Source organism: Streptomyces incanus, assembly GCF_042656345.1.
Lineage (GTDB): Bacteria > Actinomycetota > Actinomycetes > Streptomycetales > Streptomycetaceae > Streptomyces > Streptomyces incanus.
The window spans coordinates 26,957-45,967 of sequence record NZ_JBHSPC010000025.1; the positions used below are offsets into that span (position 1 = coordinate 26,957).

A 19,011-nucleotide genomic window follows, 5' to 3' on the forward strand; every position below is an offset into this window, starting at 1 on the left:
GTCGAAGACGTCGAGGACCCAGGAGCGGCTGATGAGCGCTGTGACCCCCGCAGGAGGCAACACCGCGGCGGGCCGCTCCTGGCCCGCCCTGTTGAACGGCCTGCTCGACGGCCACGACCTGTCCGCCGACGACACCGCCTGGGCGATGGACCTGATCATGCGCGGTGAGGCCACCGACGCGCAGATCGCCGGGTTCGCCGTGTCCCTGCGGGCCAAGGGCGAGACCGTCGAGGAGATCACCGGCTGCGTCCGGGCGATGTACGACCACGCCCTCGGCATCGAGGTGCCCGGGGAGACCGTCGACATCGTCGGCACCGGCGGCGACGGCGCCAAGACGGTGAACATCTCCACGATGTCCTCCATCGTCATCGCCGGCACCGGGGCGAAGGTCGTCAAGCACGGCAACCGGGCCGCCTCCTCCGCGTCCGGCGCCTCCGATGTCCTGGAGAAGCTCGGCGTCAACCTGGAGCTGACTCCGCGGCGGGTCGCCGAGGTCGCCGAGGAGGCCGGGATCACCTTCTGCTTCGCGGTGAAGTTCCACCCGGCGCTGCGCCATGTGGCGGCCGCGCGAGGACAGCTGGGCATCCGGACGGTGTTCAACTTCCTCGGCCCGCTGGCCAACCCGGCCCGGGTCAGGGCCCAGGCCGTCGGGGTCGCCGACCCGAGGATGGCTCCGATCATGGCCGGCGTGTTCGCCCAACGCGGCCACTCCTCGCTGGTGTTCCGCGGCGACGACGGCCTCGACGAGCTGACCACCACCGGCCCCTCGACGGTGTGGGTGGTCCGGGACGGGAAGGTGACCGAGGAGCGCTTCGACCCGCGCGACGTCGGCATCGAGCCCGTGCCGCTGGAGGCCCTGCGCGGCGCCGACGCGTCGTACAACGCGGAGGTCGCCCGGCGGGTGCTGGACGGCGAGCACGGCCCGGTGCGGGACGCGGTGCTGCTGAACTCGGCGGCGGCGCTGGTGGCGCTCGAACCGGGCACCGGGACGCTGGCGGAGCAGATCCGGGCAGGGATGGCCAGGGCCGCCGAATCGATCGACTCGGGCGCCGCCCGGCGGGTTCTGGAGCGCTGGGTGCTGGTCAGCAACGCGTGAGCCGTACGTTCCGAGGCACCGGCGCGGTCCGGATCCGTCCAGGATCCGGACCGCGCCTTGCGCGTACGGGGCTGTGTTGGCAAGATCTGGGACCAGGTCATGAGCGACAGCCATCAGGCCCCGGCCGGCTGTCCGGCAACCCTCCGTCCGTGGCGGGGTGCCCCGGGTGAGGACCAGGCCGTGAGCAGCAGGGCTCGCGGCAAGCGCGGACCCCTCGCACTCGATCGAGTGACACGCCAGGGGTCCTGGTCGTTCGAGGGAGCCTTCCGTGAGCAAGCGAATGCGTTAGGGCCTGCCTGACCGATCCCCGCCTGCCCCGCGAGCCCGGCACGCACTCCCCCGAACCCTTCGAGCAGGGGGACCTCCGTCGAGGACGCTCCGGCGCCTTGCGATCGCACGCACCGGACGCCGCGGAGCCCGCCCTCCGGGCGGACGACGGGTATGTGTCGGACAGGCCCCAAGGCGTTTCCGCCGGCCGCCCGAGGCCGTGGAACCCCGCCTTCGCAGATTCTCCTTCCCTTTCTCCCACGCTCGAGCGGTGCGCGCTCGCGTGGTGGTTCCGCCTGCTTTCACGGGAGTTCAGCCATGTCTGTTTCCACCGTCTCCGCCGCCCCTGCCGCTGCCGCTTCCGCACCCCGCGTCTCCGCCGCCGACGGCCCGTCCGGCTGCGCTCCGCTGCCCGTACTCGGCCGGGACGTCACCGTTCCGCTCGTCACCGGCGGGGAGGTCACCTACGCCGCGCTCGACTACGCCGCCAGTGCCCCGGCGCTCCAGCGCGTGTGGGACGACGTGGCCGCGTACGCGCCTTACTACGGCAGCGTCCACCGCGGCGCCGGGTACCTCTCCCAGCTCTCCACCGAGCTGTTCGAGAACGCCCGCCGGACCGTCGCCGAGTTCCTCGACTGCCGCGCCGGAGACCAGGTGGTCTTCACCCGGTCCACCACCGACTCGCTCAATCTGCTCGCCGCCGCGCTCCCGGACGACTGCCAGGTCTTCGTCTTCGAGAGCGAGCACCACGCCGCCCTGCTGCCCTGGCGCGGCGCCCGCGTCACCTTCCTCGACGCCCCGGACAGCCCGGAGCGGGCCGTACGGGCCCTGGAACACGCCCTCGCCGCCCGCGACCCCCACGGCCCCGCCCTGCTCTGCGTCACCGGTGCCTCCAACGTCACCGGCGAGCTGTGGCCCGTGCGCGAGCTGGCCGCCGCCGCCCACGCGCACGGCGCCCGGATCGTCCTGGACGCCGCCCAGCTCGCCCCGCACCACGCGGTGAGCCTGCGCGGGCTGGACGTCGACTGGGTCGCCTTCTCCGGGCACAAGCTGTACGCCCCGTTCGGCGCCGGCGTCCTGGCCGGCCGCGCCGACTGGCTGCGGGAGGCCGAGCCCTACCTCGCGGGGGGCGGCGCCAGCCGCAAGGTCACCCGGCGCGAGGACGGGGGAGTGGAGGTGGAGTGGCACGACAGCGCCGCCCGCCACGAGGCCGGCTCGCCCAACGTCATCGGCGCCTACGCCATCGCCTCGGCCTGCAAGGCGCTCGGCGAGGCCGGGTTCGGCGCGCTGGCCGCCCGCGAGGAGCGGCTGGTCCGCACCGTACGGAACGGGCTCGCGGACGTGCCCGAGGTGCGGTTCCTGTCCCTGTTCGGGGACGACGCGCCGCGCGTCGGTGTGCTCTCCTTCGTCGTCGACGGCTGGAACAGTTCCCACTTCGCCGCGGCCCTCTCCGCCGAGTACGGCATCGGCGTACGGGACGGACTGTTCTGCGCCCACCCGCTGCTGCGCGCCCTGCTCGGCGGCGATCCGCAGGACCAGGGCGAGTGCGGCGCCCCCGAGGCGGCGCCCGGCGGGACGTCCCTCAACGCGATCCGTGTCAGCTTCGGCGCGGGCACGCCGGACGAACACGTGGAGCGCTTCGTCCGCGCCGTCCGGGAGCTCGTGCGCGGCGGCGCCCGCTGGAGCTACCGGACGGTCGACGGCCGCTGCGTGCCGGACACCTCCGCCTGAGCCCCGGTCGCCCGCCCCGGTACGTGCGTCCCGCCGGGCACCGCCCGCCGGACGGCGGGGGCGGGCAGGCGAGTGCCCGGAACGATCACGCGCAAGGCGCGTTCCGTGGCGTCGGTGAGGAGTTCGGCGCCGCGGGCCAGGGAGGATGCCGTGGAACGCGTCCACGCCGGGCACGTCTCAGAGGCCTCAGCAAGGCGTCTCGGCCGTCTCGGGCGTGTCAGCCCTCCCCGCGCTCGGCCTCCCCGTTCGGGTCGGTCCGCTCAGCTGTCCAGGCCGATGGCGAACGCGGCCTCCAAGTCGTGCTGCGAGTACGTGCGGAACGCCACGTGCGTGTCCGTCCCCTCCACGCCCGGGATCTTGTTGATCCGGCCCGGGATGACCTCCGCCAGGTCCTCGTGCTCCTTGACCCGGACCATGGCGATCAGGTCATAGGTCCCGGTGACGGAGAAGACCTCGCTGACGCTGTCCAGCGCGGCGATCCGCTCCGCGATCTCGGGGATCCGGTCCACGCTGGTCTTGATGAGGACGATCGCGGTGATCACTGCTGGTTCTCTCCCTCGGGGGCCGGAGCCGGTGCGCTTCTCACTGTAGTCGCCACCGTGAAACGCGCCCACGCCCAGCAGAAGCCCAGCCCGAAGCCCACCAGGTGCGCCAGATACGCCACCCCCGGCCCGTCGGAGGCCTGCCCCGCCGCCAGCCACTGCAGCGCCACCCAGAACGGCAGCACCACCCAGGCGGGGAAGCGCACCGGCAGAAAGAACAGGAACGGCAGCAGACTGGTCACCCGCGCCCGGGGAAACAGGAAGAGGAACGCGCCGAGGACCCCCGAGATCGCCCCCGAGGCGCCGACCAGGGACTGCTCCGAGTCCGCGTTGGCGGCGGCGTACCCGAGCAGGGCGAGGTACCCGCAGCCGACGTAGAACAGGGTGAACCGCAGGCGGCCCATTCGTTCCTCGGTCATCGTCCCGAAGACATGGAGGAAGAGCATGTTGCCGAGCAGATGCACCCAACTGCCGTGGACGAACAGGGCCGTGGCCGGAGCAAGGGCACTCCACGGGGACCCTTCGAACACGTCTGCGGGAATCACGCCCCAGTGGTGGAAGTAGCCACGCTGCGCGGCGAGCAGCTCGTCTCCGGTCCCGTACCCCGGATCGAGTCCCGAGGCCGGCCCGGTCAGAAAAACCAGGCAGCACACGGCGATGAGGGTGTGGGTCACCGGTGCCGGCAGACGCCTCAGCGCCCCGGCAGCCGCCGCGCCCCAGTTGCGGGTCATGAACACAGAGCATGACGTAACCGGACGCAACCGCACAGACCGCCTCGCCGCCGTGGAGGGGCGGGCGGCGAAGACCTGCCAGGCCGTAGGGTTATGTGCCAGACGCGCCGGGTGCCCGGCACGTCACGGACACTGGAAGGAAGGCGAACAGCCACGATGACGGTTCCCCTGCCGACTGCCTCGACGCGGTGGCGCTGCACCCTCTGCGGCAACCTCACCCGTTTCGACGTGACCCGCTCGTCCAAGGTCGTGGAGTACGTCCACCTCGACCTGGCCGGGGAGCCGAAGGTCGAGGAGCGCGAGGTCCTCGGTGAGACGATCGAGTCGGTGCGGTGCCGCTGGTGCAACGCCGTGGATCAGGTGGAACTCGTCGACAGGCCGGGCGCCGGCTCCTGAGGGAGCGGGCCCCGCCCAGGAGACCCCGTAAGCGGGGTCGGACACAGGCATGGGGTGTGACGGATGGTGGAGACCGCGGACGGGGGGTCGGAGGACGGCACCGCCGAGGTGTTCGACCGTCCGCTGCCCGATGGCGTGCGCCGCCGGGTCGTCCAGATCGTCTCCGACGGCTTCGGCGGACTGACCGTCTCCGAGCTGCCCGCCCAGCTCAGGCAGTACGCCCGGTTCACCCCGACCCGCCGCGTCAAGTTCGCCGGCAACGCGATGGCCGCCGCCCTGGAGACCGATCCGCTGTTCCGTCAGCGCATCGGGGAGCGGCTGAGAGAGGCCCAGCCGGAACTGGCCGGCGCTCTCGACTCAGGCTCCCCGCCCCCGGCCGCGGACCCGCTGGATGTGGCGGCCGCGGCCTACGTCATGCGACCGCCCGGCTGGGTGAAACTGGTGACCGCCGCCGGTGAGGAGGCCCAGCGGGCCGACGCCGAGCGCGCCGACGAGGAGACCCGGGCCGAGCTGGAGCGGCTGCGCGGGGAACTCGCCCGTGCCCGCGAGCACACCAGGTCCGAGACCGAGCGGCTGCGTACCGACCTGGAAGCCGCCAGGAAGGAAGCGGACTCCCTGCACCGCAAGCTGCGGTCCGCGCTCAGCGACGTCAAGCGCGGTGCGGCCGCGCTGCGCAAACTGCAGGGCGAGATGGACGCCGTCCGCGCGGACGGACAGGCCCAGGTGTCCGCCGCCGAGAGCGAGTCCCGGCGGCTCAAGGCGCGCCTCGGCGAGTCGGAGGCCGCTCTGGAGGCCGCCCGCCGGGCCGCCCGCGAGGGGCGCAGCGTCGAGGACATGCGGGTACGGCTGCTCCTGGACACCGTGCTGGACGCCGCCCAGGGGCTCCGTCGCGAACTCGCGCTGCCTCCCGTGTCCGTCCGGCCCGCCGAGACCGTGGACGCCGTCGAGCCCGGCAGCATGACCCCCAGGGACATCGCCGCCCGCGCGCTGTCCGAGGGTGACCCGGCCGTCCTCGACCAATTGCTGGCGCTGCCGCAGGCGCATCTCGTCGTCGACGGCTACAACGTGACCAAGACCGGCTATCCCCAGATGCCCCTGGAGAGGCAGCGGTTGAGGGTCCTGGGCCAGCTCGCCCAGCTCGCCGCGCAGACCGGCGCCGAGGTGACCTGCGTCTTCGACGGGGCCGAACTGGCCGCTCCCGTCCTGCTCGCGCCGCCGCGCGGGGTGCGTGTGCTGTTCTCCAAACCGGGCGTCACCGCCGACGAGCTGATCCGCCAGCTGGTCCGCGCCGAGCCGCCGGGGCGGCCCGTCATCGTCGTCTCCACCGATCGTGAGGTCGCCGACGGAGTCGCCCGCGCGGGCGCCCGCCCGGTCGCCTCCGCGGTCCTGCTGAAGCGGTTCTCCCGGGCGTAGCGGCCCGCGCCGGCCCCGGGGGGCGCAAAGTGCGCTACATCCCATCCGGAACGTAAGCCCCAACCGTAACGTACCCGCTGATTGCCCGAATTGGCGCGGTATTGACGCAACGTAGCGTCAAGGAAGTATCACTGCAGGTGAGTTGAAGGCAAAGAAACATACTGTGACCGAGAATTCATGTCCGAGGATTTGAACTGATCACAAGAGAATCACTAGGGTCAGACCTCGAACCTCCGCTCGGGTGATCGTTCACATGGGGTGGCGACGGCGGAGGCCCCGCCCACCGGCGTCTCGGTAGGCGGCTGGAGGAAGAAGGAGCTCGCCTCCGTGGCGTCCCACCGTCGTCCCAAGCAGCCGAACCGGGCACGTGTCACAGTGCTCACCACCGCTGCCGCAGCTGCCGTCGTCCTGAGCTCGCAGGCCGCCAACGCGGCCCCCAGCGAGAAGCCGAGCAAGGGCGAGGTGAAGGCCAAGGTCGACAAGCTCTACGAGCAGGCGGAGCAGGCCACCGAGAAGTACAACGGCGCCAAGGAGAAGCAGGAGAAGCTCCAGAAGGAGATCTCCACGATCCAGGACAACGTCGCCAAGGGCCAGCAGGAGCTCAACGAGCTGCGCGACGGCCTCGGGTCGATGGCCAGCGCCCAGTACCGCAGCGGCGGCATCGACCCCTCGCTCCAGCTCTTCCTCTCCGCCGACCCGGACGACTACCTCGACAAGGCGTCCGCCCTCGACCAGCTGAGCACCCAGCAGGTCGACGCGCTCAAGGAGATCCAGGAGAAGCAGCGCGAGCTCGCCCAGCAGCGCTCCGAGGCCTCCGAGAAGCTCAAGGACCTCTCCTCCACCCGCACCGAACTGGGCAAGAAGAAGACGGAAGTCCAGAGCAAGCTCGGTGCCGCGCAGAAGCTGCTCAACACCCTCACCGCCGAGGAGAAGGCACAGCTCGCCGAGGAGGAGGACCGCGCCACCCGCGCCAGCGAGCGCGAGGCCATCGCCGCCACCGACACCAGCACCGGTACCTCCAGCCCGGTCGGGAGCGGCTCCGGCCGCGCCGGCGCCGCCTTCGCCGCCGCCCAGAGCAAGCTCGGCTCCCCGTACGTCTACGGCGCCACCGGCCCGTCCTCCTACGACTGCTCGGGCCTCACCTCCTGGGCCTACGCCCAGGCCGGCGTCTCCATCCCGCGTACCTCCGAGTCACAGACCGGCGCGGGTGCCAAGATCTACTCGACCAGCCAGCTACAGGTCGGCGACCTGGTCTTCTTCTTCAACGACCTGCACCACGTGGGTCTCTACGCGGGCAACGGCCAGATCATCCACGCCCCGCGCAGCGGCACCGTCGTCCGCTACGAGTCGATGAACACCATCGGCGGCCCGTTCATGTTCGGCGTCCGCGTCTGACGTTCCGTCGCGTGCCCCCGTTCGGGGGAATCGCGCCCCCGCCGACCGGCCCGCGCCCCGCCTGTGACCTGCGTCAGAGGCGGGGCGTCACCGTGCGTGGCCGCCGAGGCCGTTGGTCGGCCGCCCGCCCCACGGCTACTGTCTCCCGCGTTTCCCCGTCCGTCAGCGGAAGGAGCGCGGTTCCCCGTGGGGTCCCATCGCCGCCCAGCACCGTCCCCCGGTCCCGACCGGGGCACCACCGTCGCCGTAGGCCTCCTGTCCGTGGCGGCAGCCGCCCTCGGCGCCGTCCCGGCCACGGCCACCCCGCACGAGGACCTCAGGACAGAGGTGGACCGCCTCTACGCGGAGGCCGAGCGGGCGACCGAGGCGTACAACAAGGCCGACGAGCGCGCGGACACCCTGCGGGGGCAGGTCAACGCGGTCCAGGACGAGATCGCCCGGCAGCAGGAGCGCGTCAACGGCATGCGGGAGTCGCTGGGTTCGCTGGCCGGCGCCCAGTACCGCTCCGGCGGGCTCGACCCGTCCCTCGCGCTGCTGTTCTCCGACGATCCCGAGGACTACCTCGAGCGGGCCTCGGTGCTCGACCGGCTCACCGCCCGCCAGGCCGGCGAGCTGAGAGGATTCCAGGAGGCCGTGCGCACCCTGGACCAGGACCGTGCGGAGGCCTCCCGCAAGCTGGGCGAGCTGGACCGCAGCCGCAAGGCGGTCGCCGCCCACAAGAAGACGGTCGAGCGCAAACTCGCCCAAGCCCGGCGGCTGCTCGACGCCCTCCCCGAGGACGAGCGCGCCGCCCACGAGAGGGCCACCCGCTCCGGCCACGACGCGGACCTGCCCGGCCTGCCCGGTCCGGACGGCGCCACCGCCGTCTCCGGCCGCGCGGCAGCCGCCGTCACCGCCGCCCGCTCCGCCCTCGGCAAGCCCTACGCCTGGGGCGCCAACGGGCCCTCCGGTTTCGACTGCTCCGGTCTGATGCAGTGGTCGTACGCGCAGGCCGGGATCGCCCTCCCGCGGACCTCGCAGGCCCAGCGGTACGCCGGCACGCGGGTCCCGCTCTCCCAGGCCCGCCCCGGCGACCTGGTCGTCTACCGGGCCGACGCCACCCACGTCGGCATGTACGTGGGCAACGGCCAGGTGATCCACGCGCCCTACCCCGGTGCCCCCGTCCGCTACGACCCGGTCGGGATGATGCCCGTCTCGTCGGTCACCAGGGTCTGACCGGAGCGGGCGGCCGGTCGTGAGGGGGCGGCCGGAGTTGTCGGCCAAGGCGGTCTGACCCGAACGGCCCAGCGCCCGTACCCTCACAAGGGTGGCTGGTCGAAGGTGGGCGCCCGGAGCGCCGGTGGCGGCGGTGCGGTGCCTGGCGCTCGTCTCCCTGCTCGTCTCCCTGGTCGCGTGCGGCCAGGGGCCCGCCGTCGACAGTGCCCGCGCCGAGGTGCAGGCCCTGCTCGACCGGCGGGCCGACGCCGTCCTCGGCCAGGACGCCGCTGCCTACGCCCGTACCGGCACCCGGGCCGGATACGACAGCCTGCGCGAGGTGCCGCTGGCCGACTGGAGCTATCGGGTCAACGCCGTGCGCCGCACCGGCGACACCGCCACCGTCGAAGCCGACCTCGGCTACCGCGTCGCGGGCTACGACCGGGCGGCCCCCGTCACCACCGCCCGCACCCTGCGCCTGAGCCGGGACGAGGACGGCCGGTGGGCCGTCGTCTCCGACCGGCCGGCCGGGAAGTCCGGCCGCCAGCTGTGGGACCAGGGCGCGGTGCGCGCCGTGCACGGAGAACGGAGCCTGGTGCTCGGCGTCGGGCAGCCCGATGTGAAGCTGCGCGACTACGCGGCGCTGGCCGACCGGGCGGTGCCCGCCGTGTCGGACGCGTGGGGACCCGGCTGGGCGCGGCGTGTCGTCGTCCTGGTCCCGGGGTCCCTGGAGGACATGGCGGGACTGCTGGGCTCGCCCGCCTCCTCCTACCGGGGCATCGCGGCCGTCACCACCGGCGAGACCGGAGCCGACGCACAGGCGCCCGCGGACCGGGTCATCGTGAACCCGGACGCCTTCGGACTGCTCGGGGACTCGGGCCGGCAGGTCGTCGTCACCCACGAGACCGCCCATGTCGCCACCCGCGCCCACACCACCGCCGCGACCCCGCTGTGGCTGTCGGAGGGCTTCGCCGACTGGGTCGGCTACCGGGGCGGCGACCGCGTCCCGGCCGAGGCGGCACCGGAACTCGCCCGCGCGGTGCGCCACGGCGAGGTGCCCTCCGGGCTGCCGACCGACGACGACTTCGGCTTCACCGCGGATGCCGACGGCCTCGCCCACGCCTACGAGAGCGGCTGGATGGCCTGCCGCCTCGTCGCCGAGCACTGGGGCGAGGAACGGCTCGGCGCCTTCTACCGGGCCGTGGGCGCGCACGGGCAACGGGAGGGCGCGGTGGAGGACGCGATGCGGCGGGTCCTCGGCACCACGCCGGAGGAGTTCACCATGCGATGGCAGGCCTACCTGCGCGAGCAGTTCGGTTGAGGCACCGGCACCGGCACCGGCACCGGACCAGGGGAAGGGGAAGGGGAAGGGGAAGGGGAAGGGGAAGGGGAAGGGGAAGGGGGGTGGCCGGACCTCTCATCAGCGTCTTTGACGGCACCTCCCGGGCCCGGTGACACCCCCCCAGGTCATGCCTTCGACAGGGGGGCGACAGTCATGTCGGGCCCGGAGGCCGGCGGCCCTCTTGCGGGACCGCGAAAAACACAACCGACACCGGCTCAACCGCAGCGGTGACCGGCAGCTCAACCGGGCCATGCACACCATCACCCTGATCAGGACGCGACTCGATCCCTTTACGAAGACGTACGTCGCACGCAAGATCACCGAAGGAAAGACCTCCCGCGATGCGCAGCGATGCCTCAAGCGGGTGGTCTGCCGCCAGATCTTCAAGATCCTTGAGCGTTCCGACCGGAGCCGACTCGGCAACGTCGAAGAAATCGCTCAAGCAGCTTGACACGACATAGCAGCCTCGGGGCAGGACCGACGAGAGGGTCAGGGGGAGACCGGCGTCTTCGTGGCGCGGGCCGCCGAAGCGGGTACCGGGGCGACCGGGAGCCCGTGCGTGACCGTCGAGCGCCACAGCGTGCGGGCGGCGAGGAACGTGGCCGCCACCAGCAGGCCGTTGCGCACGAACAGCAGGGTGACACCGAGCGCGTCGCTGGCCACGACGTGCGCGAACCACAGCGGGAACTCCAGCACCGTCACGAACGACGCGACCAGCACCAGGGCCACCGGCACCCGCATCCGGCTCGCGCGATGGCACAGGCAGACCGCGGCGAGCCCGACCAGCCACACCACGTACTGCGGGCTGATCACCCGGCTGGTGGTGGTGAACATCAGCACCGCCACGAACGCGGCGTCGACGAAGGTGTGCGGCTCGAAACGGCGGGCCAGCAGCCGCCACAGCACCAGCCAGGCCAGCGCCGCCCCACTCAGGAACATCGCGCCCGCGCTGACCCGGTCCACGGACGGGCCGAGGAACTCCACCGAGCCGTAGTTCAGCAGCACCTCGCCGTCCCAGCCGTAATGCCGGGCGACATGGAAGACCAGCGCGCCCAGCGACTCCACCTCCGTGCCCCGGTCGCGCTGGAAACCCAGGAACGCGAACGCGCCCGGCATCAGTGCCGCGAACACGGCCGCCGCACCGACCACGGTCACCACGGCCGACATCCAGGCGGAACGCCGGCGGACACCGAGCAGCAGCATCGCCGGCCACACCTTCAGCAGCGCGCCGAACGCCGCCAGCGCCCCCAGCAGCCGGGGACGCCGGGGTCCGGCCAGCAGCGCGGCCACCGCCACCGCGGTCACCATCACGTCATAGCGGGCGTACACCGTCGGCCCGAGGAGCGGCACGCCCGCCACCCACACCCAGGCACCGAGCCGGGTCCGGCCCGGCCGGCCGCCCGCGTGCAGCAGCAGGGCCAGGGTGGCCAGGTCGGCGAGGCACACCAGGACGAAGAACGCCGTCGCGTACTCCAGGAACGGCAGCAGACCGGGGGAGAGGATCGCCAGCGCCGCCGCGGGCGGGTACTGCCAGGTGACGTCGTCCAGCGGGAACGTTCCGGCACGCAGGACGTCGTACCAGCCCTGGTAGATCACGGACACGTCGCTGGTGACGTCCGGGCCGGGGAAGACGATCACCTTCAGGACGAACAACAGCAGCAGCGCTCTCGTCAGTGCCCACAGCAGCAGAGGCCGGAACACCGCCTGCCGGCGCACCGGCAGCCGAGCCGGGGAGCCGTGCGAGCCCGTCGTGTCCACCGTCTCCACGTGATCCCTGCCCGTCCCTGCCCGTCCGTGCCCGTCCGTGCGCGTCCGTGCGCGTCCGTCTGCGGCCCTGATGTCCCGCGCCCCTGAGAGGGTGCCACAGCGGCCCCCCGTGCCCACGGCCCGGACACACCGGTTCGGTAGGGTCTGCCCCGATGCACAAGACCCTGATCGTGACCAACGACTTCCCGCCCAGGCCGGGCGGTATCCAGGCGTTTCTGCACAACATGGCGCTGCGCCTCGATCCCGCGCAGCTCGTCGTGTACGCCTCGACCTGGAAACGCTCCCGGGAGGGCGTCCGGGCGACCGCCGCCTTCGACGCCGAGCAGCCCTTCACCGTCGTACGCGCCCGTACACCGATGCTGCTGCCGACCCCGCAGGCGACCCGGCAGGCCGTCGGGCTGCTGCGCGAACACGGGTGCACCTCGGTCTGGTTCGGTGCGGCGGCGCCGCTCGGACTGATGGCACCGGCGCTGCGCCGGGCGGGCGCCGAGCGGATCGTGGCCACCACCCACGGCCACGAGGCGGGCTGGGCCCAGCTGCCCGCGGCCCGGCAACTGCTGCGCCGGATCGGGGAGTCCACGGACACGATCACCTACCTCGGTGAGTACACGCGCTCGCGGATCGCCGGCGCGCTCACGCCCGAGGCGGCCTCGCGGATGGTGCAACTGCCGCCCGGGGTCGACGAAAAAACCTTCCATCCCGGCTCCGGCGGCCCCGAGGTCCGGGCCCGGCTCGGCCTGACGAACCGTCCGGTGGTCGTCTGCGTCTCCCGGCTGGTGCCGCGCAAGGGACAGGACACGCTGATCCGCGCGATGCCGGCGATCCTCGCCGCCGAGCCTGACGCCGTCCTGCTGATCGTCGGCGGCGGGCCCTACGAGAGCGACCTGCGCCGCCTCGCGCACGACACCGGAGTGGCCGGATCGGTCCGTTTCACCGGAGCCGTGCCCTGGTCCGAGCTGCCCGCCCACTACGGCGCCGGCGACGTCTTCGCGATGCCGTGCAGGACCCGGCGCGGGGGACTGGACGTCGAAGGGCTCGGGATCGTCTACCTGGAGGCCTCCGCGACCGGCCTGCCCGTCGTCGCCGGCGACTCCGGCGGCGCCCCCGACGCGGTCCTCGACGGCGAGAGCGGCTGGGTCGTCCGCGGCGACACCCCCGCCGAGTCCGCCGACCGCATCATCACCCTCCTCGCCGACCCCGAACTCCGCCACCGCATGGGGAAGCGGGGCCGGGCCTGGGTCGAGGAGAAATGGCGCTGGGACCTTTTGGCGGAAACCCTGAAGACCTTGCTGTAACCGGCTTCGGGGAGATCCGGCCCCTCCGGCATGTGAGGAGCGGGGGTCCGGGACAGCGCCCCCGGGAACGGGACGGGACGGCGGGGGCGGAGGCGGGGGCGGAAAAAGCCCCACCTCACCCATCCGCACCACACACCACAACGCGGGCCCCGTACCACAGGGAGCCCGCGCCGTGACCACCGTCAGCCGTCAACCGCCGGCCGGCCCGGAGCCCTACTTCGCGTAGATCGCCTCGATCTCATGGGCGAAGTCCTTCGCCACCACATTCCGCTTCAGCTTCAACGACGGAGTCAGATGCCCCGACTCCTCCGTGAACTGCGAAGGCAGCACCCGGAACTTCCGCACCGACTCCGCCTTGGAAACCGCCGCGTTCCCGTCGTCGACAGCCGCCTGGATCGCGGCAAGCAGCTCGGGGTCCTCGCTCAGTGACGTCGCCGTCGACCCCTCGGGCTTCCCGTGCTCCGTCACCCAGCGCCCCAGGAACTCCTCGTCGAGCGTGACCAGCGCGCCCACGAACGGCCGCCCGTCGCCGACGACCATGCACTCCGCGACCAGAGCGTGCGCGCGGATCCGGTCCTCGATCACCGCCGGGGCGACGTTCTTGCCGCCCGCCGTGACGAGGATCTCCTTCTTGCGGCCGGTGATCCGCAGATATCCGTCCTCGTCGAGGGTGCCGATGTCACCGGTGTGGAACCAGCCGTCGGCGAGCGCCTCCGCGGTCGCGGCCGGGTTGTTCCAGTACTCCTTGAACAGGTGTTCGCCGTGCAGCAGCACCTCGCCGTCGTCGGCGATGCGGACCACCGACCCGGGCAGCGGCTGCCCGACCGTGCCGATCTTCTGCCGGTCCCAGGGGTTGAACGTGGTGGCCGCGCAGGATTCGGTGAGACCGTAGCCCTCCAGCACCGTGAAGCCGATGCCGCGGAAGAAGTGGCCGAGGCGCTCGCCCAGCGGGGCACCGCCGGAGATGGCGGCCTCGCCGCGGCCGCCGAGTACCGCGCGCAGCTTGCCGTACACGAGCCTGTCGAACACCTTGTGCTTGATCTTCAGGCCGAGGGACGGCCCCGACGGCGTGTCCAGCGCCTTGCTGTACGCGATCGCGGTGTCCGCCGCCTTGTCGAAGATCTGGCCCTTGCCGTCGGCCTGTGCCTTGGCACGCGCGGAGTTGTAGACCTTCTCGAAGACCCGCGGCACGCCCAGTATCAGCGTCGGCCGGAACGAGGCCAGTTCGTCGGTGAGTTGCTTGATGTCGGGGACGCAGCCCAGCTTGATCGGCGCGATCATCGGCGCGATCTGCACCAGCCGGCCGAAGACGTGCGCCAGCGGGAGGAAGAGCAGCACCGAGCACTCGCCGGTACGGAACAGCGGACGCAACCGCTCCACGATGTTGCCGCACTCGGCGAAGAAACTGCGATGGGTGAGCACACAGCCCTTGGGGCGGCCGGTGGTCCCGGAGGTGTAGATGATGGTCGCCGGGTCGTCGGCGCCCGCGACGGAGCTGCGCTCCTCGACCGTCTCGTCGGTGACGTCCCGGCCCAGGCGGCCCAGTTCCCCGATCGCGCCGCCGTCGCCGCCGTCGATCTGCCATACGTGCTTCAGCGCGGGCAGCCGGTCGCGCACCGACTCGACCGTGGCCGCGTGGGCGTCCGACTCCACCACACAGGCGGTGGCGCCGGAGTCGCTGAGGATCCAGGCGACCTGCTCCGCCGAACTCGTCTCGTACACCGGCACCGTGACCGCTCCGGCGCTCCAGATCGCGAAGTCGAGCAGCGTCCACTCGTAGCGGGTGCGCGACATCAGGGCGACCCGGTCGCCGGGCTGGACGCCGGAGGCGATGAGTCCCTTCGCGGCCGCCCGCACCTCGGCGAGGAAGGCGGTGGCCGTCACGTCCTGCCACACACCGGCGACCTTGCGGGCCATGACGGCGACATCGGGGTGCTGCGCGGCGTTTCTACGGACGATGTCGGTCAGATTGCCGTCCGCGGGGACCTCGTACAAAGCCGGAAGGCTGAACTCGCGCAAGACTGCTGCTCCTCTTAGGGCGCCGGTGCCACGACGGTGTGCGATGCGACGACAGCGCGGTCCAAGGCTCGGGCGGGTGCTCGGGGATTCACCTGTTGAAATCCTGAGCACGAGTGGACTGCCCGGACGTTACCCGCCGGTATGGCTGGAACGACAGGGGGCCAGGGGAGATGTTCGCTGCGTCACACAAGTCGGTGAACGGGTTGATTGCCATCGCGCACAGTAGTCCACCCCTGGGGAGGGAACCAGTAACCGCAGGTCCGGCCGCCACTGTTCACGAGGGCCGCCCTCTGGCTACGCTTGATCGCCATGGCATCCACATCGGCCGGAAACCGCCGTATGCGCGTTCATGTGGTCAGCGACGTCCACGGCAACGTCCGCGACCTGGCCGCGGCCGGTGACGGCGCCGACGCGCTGATCTGCCTGGGCGACCTGGTGCTCTTCCTCGACTACGCCGACCACTCGCGCGGCATCTTTCCCGACCTGTTCGGCATCGAGAACGCCGACCGCATCGTGGAACTGCGCACCGCCCGCCGCTTCGAGGAGGCGCGCGACTTCCAGGCCCGGCTGTGGGCGGGCATCGGCGCGGACCGCGCCTCGGCGATCGAGAAGGCGGTGCGCAAGCAGTACGCCGAGATGTTCGCCGTCTTCCCCGCCCCCACGTACGCCACGTACGGCAATGTCGACATGCCGGCTCTCTGGCCGGAGTACGCCGGACCCGGCACCACCGTCCTCGACGGCGAGCGGGTGGAGATCGGCGGCCGGGTCTTCGGCTTCGTCGGCGGCGGACTGCGCACGCCCATGCGCACGCCGTACGAGATCAGTGACGAGGAGTACGCGGCGAAGATCGAGGCCGTCGGCGAGGTCGACGTGCTGTGCACGCACATCCCGCCGGAGGTCCCTGAGCTGGTGTACGACACCGTCGCCCGCCGTTTCGAGCGCGGCAGCCGCGCCCTGCTGGACGCCATCCACCGCACCCGGCCCCGGTACGCGCTGTTCGGGCACGTGCACCAGCCGCTGGTCCGGCGCATGCGGGTGGGGGCCACCGAGTGCGTGAACGTGGGGCACTTCGCGAGCCGCGGCCGGCCCTGGGTCCTCGAATGGTGAGGATGTCCCAGGTCGGATGACTTGCGCCGGCGAGGTGCGCGATAGCCTTCCGTTGCACGGGCGTGCGCGTGGGCCGCGCACGGCGATCCGACTACGGCCCGCATCTGGAGGAGCCACGGCGATGGCGGAACACACCAGCTCGAGCATCACGATCGAGGCGGCACCGGCCGAGGTCATGGGGGTGATCGCCGATTTCGCCCGCTATCCGGACTGGACCGGCGAGGTGAAGGAGGCGGAGGTCCTCGAGACCGACGGGCAGGGCCGTGCCGAGCAGGTACGCCTCGTCATGGACGCCGGCGCGATCAAGGACGACCAGACCCTCGCGTACACCTGGACCGGCGAGCACGAGGTGTCCTGGACGCTGGTGAAGTCCCAGATGCTGCGCTCCCTGGACGGCTCCTACCTCCTGAAGCAGGCCGGCGCGGGCAGCACCGAGGTCACCTACCGGCTCACCGTCGACGTCAAGATCCCGATGCTCGGCATGATCAAGCGCAAGGCCGAGAAGGTCATCATCGACCGGGCCCTGGCGGGACTGAAGAAGCGGGTGGAGGCCGGCGAGGAGCCGGGCACCGACGCCGGGACCGACACCGGCCCCGGCGGGAAGCCGGGCGCCGAGTAGCACGCTGTCGCCCTTCCGGCCGGTCGGACGCGGGCGCGTACACCGGTACCGTTCACCCTCATGCGCACCCTCCTGATCACGGGCCCCGGCGGCAGCGGACGTACCACCGTCGCGGCGGCCACCGCGCTCGCCGCCGCCCGTGCGGGCGCCCGGGTCCTGCTGCTCGGCACCGACCGGACGGACACGCTGGGCGCGGTGCTGGGCACGCCCGTCGGCGCCGCGCCCGTCGAGGTCGTCCCGGGCCTCACCGCGCGACGGGTCGACGCCGGCGAGGACTTCCGCGCCGACCTGGCCGCACTGCAGGACCGGGCCGCCTCGGCGCTCGACCTGCTCGGCGCGTCCCGGCTCGACCCCGAGGAGTTCGGTCCGCTGCCCGGCGCCGAGGAGCTCTCCGTGCTGCGTGCCCTGCGGGACGCCGCGCTGGCGGAGGCGTACGACCTGCTCGTCGTCGACCTGCCGCCCGCCGAGCGGGCCCTGGCCCTGTTCGCCCTCCCCGAGGACCTCCGCCGCGGCATGCGCAGGCTGCTCCCGCCGGAACGCCAGGCGGCCCGCGCCCTGCGCCCCGTGCTCGGCCGCCTCGCCGGGGTCCCGATGCCCGCGGAATGGCTGTACGGGACGACTGCCCGGTGGGACACCGAACTGGCCGCCGTCGAAGCCGTCCTCGCCGACCGGAACACCACCGTACGGCTGGTCGCCGAACCCGGCCCCGCGGGCGCCGACGCCGTACGCACCGCGGGAATCGGCCTCGCCCTGCGCGGACTGCGCACCGACGTGCTGGTCGCCGGCCGGGTACTGCCCGAGAGCGTCGAGGACAGCTGGCTCGCCGGCCCGGTCGCCCAGCAGCGCAAGACGCTGGACGAGTGGCGCCAGACGTACGACGTCCGCCCCGTCGCCCACCTCGGCCGCGACCCGCGCGGCCCGGACGACCTGACCGCGCTCGCCGTACCGGGTGTGCCCGTCGCGTCCGCTGCCTCCGGGGACAAGGCGGGGCCCGCGACGGTCGAGTGGCCCATCACCGACCGGCTCGCCGACGACGGCGTCCTGGTCTGGCACATCCCGCTGCCCGGCGCCCGGCGCGAGGAACTGGACCTGATCCGGCACGGCGACGAACTCGCCGTCACCGCCGGACCGTTCCGGCGGACGGTCCCGCTGCCCTCCGCGCTGCGCCGCTGCACCGTCGACGGCGCGGCCCTGCGCGAGGACGAACTACGCATCCGGTTCCGGCCGGATCCGCGGCTGTGGCCGCGCATCCCGTGAAGCCGGCACCCCCGTTCAGGTACCGTCGGAAGGGCCGACCGTAGTCAGGAGTCCGTCATGAGCGAACAGCTCCCCCCACCCGAAGACACCGGGGACGAGCCCGTGGGCGGTTCCGCGTCCGACGCGCGCACGGCCGCCACCGACGACGTACGGTCCGTCGACGCGGACGCCTGGGCGACGGCGTGCGCCGAGGACCTCGAGGCGGAGAAGGTCCGCCGCCGCGCCCAGTACGGACCGCCCCCCGCGTCGGCCGCCGAGGAGCTGCGCAAGCTCGTCGACGTGGTCGCGGAGAAGTTCGACCAGCTCACCGGGGGCCGGTCGCCGCTGTTCGGCGCGGTCGCCGGACCAGCGGCGCAGCAGGTGGTGCGTCAGGTCGTCCAGCAGGCCAAGGCGGCCGTGGAACCGGTCGTCGAACGCAACCCGGACGTCTTCGACCACCTGGCCGCCGCCGGCAACGAACTCCTCGCCGCCTACCGCTCCGCGGTCCAGGACCAGGAGCGCCGCTGGACCACCCGCGACACCCGCCCCTGGGACCCGGACGAGGCCAAGGAAGCCGAGGGCACCGAGGACGCCACGGACGGGAGCCCGGAGCGCGACGGCGGCGGTGACAGCGATGGCGACGCGCGCGACGACCGCCGCCGGAACCGAGGCGACGAGCCCGGCCCCGGCGGAGAACGCATCGACCTGGACTGAGGAGCGGCGACGGCCCGGGGGCCCTCCCCGGCGAAGATCCACCGGAAGGGCCCCCGGGGTCCCGCGCAGGAGTCCCATACCGGGAAGCCGACGCCAGGGCCTCGGGTACCGTGGGCGGTAGCGGGGCTCGACCGGAACTGAGGGATT

The 19,011-nt window shown here is 72.5% G+C and carries 17 protein-coding genes and 1 riboswitch; of the genes, 13 read left to right on the forward strand and 4 right to left on the reverse strand.

The features are described from left to right. Positions 1 to 31 precede the first annotated feature (31 nt). Together trpD and ACFP2V_RS09825 are read left to right on the forward strand one after the other, a co-directional pair. Complete coding sequence (trpD, locus tag ACFP2V_RS09820; RefSeq protein WP_381208567.1) at positions 32 to 1,096, forward strand: anthranilate phosphoribosyltransferase; 1,065 nt, start codon at positions 32 to 34, stop codon at positions 1,094 to 1,096. 95 nt (positions 1,097 to 1,191) lie between these two features. Continuing rightward, positions 1,192 to 1,308: riboswitch (SAM riboswitch) on the forward strand. A gap of 373 nt (positions 1,309 to 1,681) precedes the next feature. Further along, complete coding sequence (locus tag ACFP2V_RS09825; protein ID WP_381208570.1) at positions 1,682 to 3,094, forward strand: aminotransferase class V-fold PLP-dependent enzyme; 1,413 nt, start codon at positions 1,682 to 1,684, stop codon at positions 3,092 to 3,094. Positions 3,095 to 3,354: 260 nt separating this feature from the next. On the opposite strand, the gene ACFP2V_RS09830 is transcribed toward ACFP2V_RS09825, so the two are convergent. Both ACFP2V_RS09830 and ACFP2V_RS09835 read right to left on the reverse strand, forming a co-directional pair. Continuing rightward, positions 3,355 to 3,636 carry an Lrp/AsnC family transcriptional regulator gene (locus ACFP2V_RS09830; RefSeq protein WP_381208573.1) on the reverse strand — a complete coding sequence of 94 codons (282 nt, stop codon included), beginning with the start codon at positions 3,634 to 3,636 and terminating at the stop codon, positions 3,355 to 3,357. After that, positions 3,633 to 4,367, reverse strand: a complete 735-nt coding sequence (locus tag ACFP2V_RS09835; RefSeq protein ID WP_381208576.1) for a rhomboid family intramembrane serine protease — start codon at positions 4,365 to 4,367, stop codon at positions 3,633 to 3,635. Before ACFP2V_RS09835 ends, ACFP2V_RS09830 begins: the two co-directional genes overlap by 4 nt. Before the next feature lie 156 nt (positions 4,368 to 4,523). On the opposite strand from ACFP2V_RS09835, the gene ACFP2V_RS09840 reads away from it, so the two are divergent. From ACFP2V_RS09840 to ACFP2V_RS09865, 6 genes are all read left to right on the forward strand, one after another. After that, positions 4,524 to 4,763: a hypothetical protein gene (locus ACFP2V_RS09840; protein ID WP_042165845.1), complete on the forward strand. Its 240-nt coding sequence runs from the start codon at positions 4,524 to 4,526 to the stop codon at positions 4,761 to 4,763. 63 nt (positions 4,764 to 4,826) lie between these two features. Then, on the forward strand, positions 4,827 to 6,176 hold the full coding sequence (locus ACFP2V_RS09845) for an NYN domain-containing protein (protein WP_381208580.1): 1,350 nt from the start codon (positions 4,827 to 4,829) through the stop codon (positions 6,174 to 6,176). A gap of 327 nt (positions 6,177 to 6,503) precedes the next feature. Next, a complete protein-coding gene (locus ACFP2V_RS09850; protein ID WP_381208583.1) occupies positions 6,504 to 7,571 on the forward strand; it encodes a C40 family peptidase in 1,068 nt (355 codons plus the stop codon). A 186-nt stretch (positions 7,572 to 7,757) separates the two neighbouring features. Further along, complete coding sequence (locus tag ACFP2V_RS09855; protein ID WP_381208586.1) at positions 7,758 to 8,786, forward strand: C40 family peptidase; 1,029 nt, start codon at positions 7,758 to 7,760, stop codon at positions 8,784 to 8,786. 91 nt (positions 8,787 to 8,877) lie between these two features. Further along, positions 8,878 to 10,086: a hypothetical protein gene (locus ACFP2V_RS09860; RefSeq protein ID WP_381208589.1), complete on the forward strand. Its 1,209-nt coding sequence runs from the start codon at positions 8,878 to 8,880 to the stop codon at positions 10,084 to 10,086. A 271-nt stretch (positions 10,087 to 10,357) separates the two neighbouring features. Continuing rightward, entirely contained in the window at positions 10,358 to 10,558 is a 201-nt protein-coding gene (locus tag ACFP2V_RS09865) for a hypothetical protein (protein WP_381208592.1), read from the forward strand. A gap of 38 nt (positions 10,559 to 10,596) precedes the next feature. On the opposite strand, the gene ACFP2V_RS09870 is transcribed toward ACFP2V_RS09865, so the two are convergent. Next, complete coding sequence (locus tag ACFP2V_RS09870; protein ID WP_381208920.1) at positions 10,597 to 11,829, reverse strand: glycosyltransferase 87 family protein; 1,233 nt, start codon at positions 11,827 to 11,829, stop codon at positions 10,597 to 10,599. A 197-nt stretch (positions 11,830 to 12,026) separates the two neighbouring features. On the opposite strand from ACFP2V_RS09870, the gene ACFP2V_RS09875 reads away from it, so the two are divergent. After that, a complete protein-coding gene (locus tag ACFP2V_RS09875; protein WP_381208595.1) occupies positions 12,027 to 13,169 on the forward strand; it encodes a glycosyltransferase family 4 protein in 1,143 nt (380 codons plus the stop codon). A 213-nt stretch (positions 13,170 to 13,382) separates the two neighbouring features. Here ACFP2V_RS09875 and ACFP2V_RS09880 read toward each other — a convergent pair whose 3' ends face one another. Further along, on the reverse strand, positions 13,383 to 15,188 hold the full coding sequence (locus tag ACFP2V_RS09880) for an AMP-dependent synthetase/ligase (protein WP_381208598.1): 1,806 nt from the start codon (positions 15,186 to 15,188) through the stop codon (positions 13,383 to 13,385). A 351-nt stretch (positions 15,189 to 15,539) separates the two neighbouring features. On the opposite strand from ACFP2V_RS09880, the gene ACFP2V_RS09885 reads away from it, so the two are divergent. The 4 genes from ACFP2V_RS09885 to ACFP2V_RS09900 all read left to right on the forward strand — a co-directional run bounded on the left by ACFP2V_RS09885 (position 15,540) and on the right by ACFP2V_RS09900 (position 18,864). Then, the gene (locus ACFP2V_RS09885) at positions 15,540 to 16,295 is read left to right on the forward strand and encodes a metallophosphoesterase family protein (RefSeq protein ID WP_381208923.1); all 756 of its coding nucleotides are present in this window, start codon (positions 15,540 to 15,542) and stop codon (positions 16,293 to 16,295) included. A 121-nt stretch (positions 16,296 to 16,416) separates the two neighbouring features. Next, entirely contained in the window at positions 16,417 to 16,914 is a 498-nt protein-coding gene (locus ACFP2V_RS09890; RefSeq protein WP_381208601.1) for an SRPBCC family protein, read from the forward strand. Between the two features lie 60 nt (positions 16,915 to 16,974). Beyond that, positions 16,975 to 18,171 carry an ArsA family ATPase gene (locus tag ACFP2V_RS09895; RefSeq protein WP_381208604.1) on the forward strand — a complete coding sequence of 399 codons (1,197 nt, stop codon included), beginning with the start codon at positions 16,975 to 16,977 and terminating at the stop codon, positions 18,169 to 18,171. A 57-nt stretch (positions 18,172 to 18,228) separates the two neighbouring features. Beyond that, the gene (locus ACFP2V_RS09900) at positions 18,229 to 18,864 is read left to right on the forward strand and encodes a DUF5304 domain-containing protein (RefSeq protein WP_381208607.1); all 636 of its coding nucleotides are present in this window, start codon (positions 18,229 to 18,231) and stop codon (positions 18,862 to 18,864) included. Positions 18,865 to 19,011 lie beyond the last annotated feature (147 nt).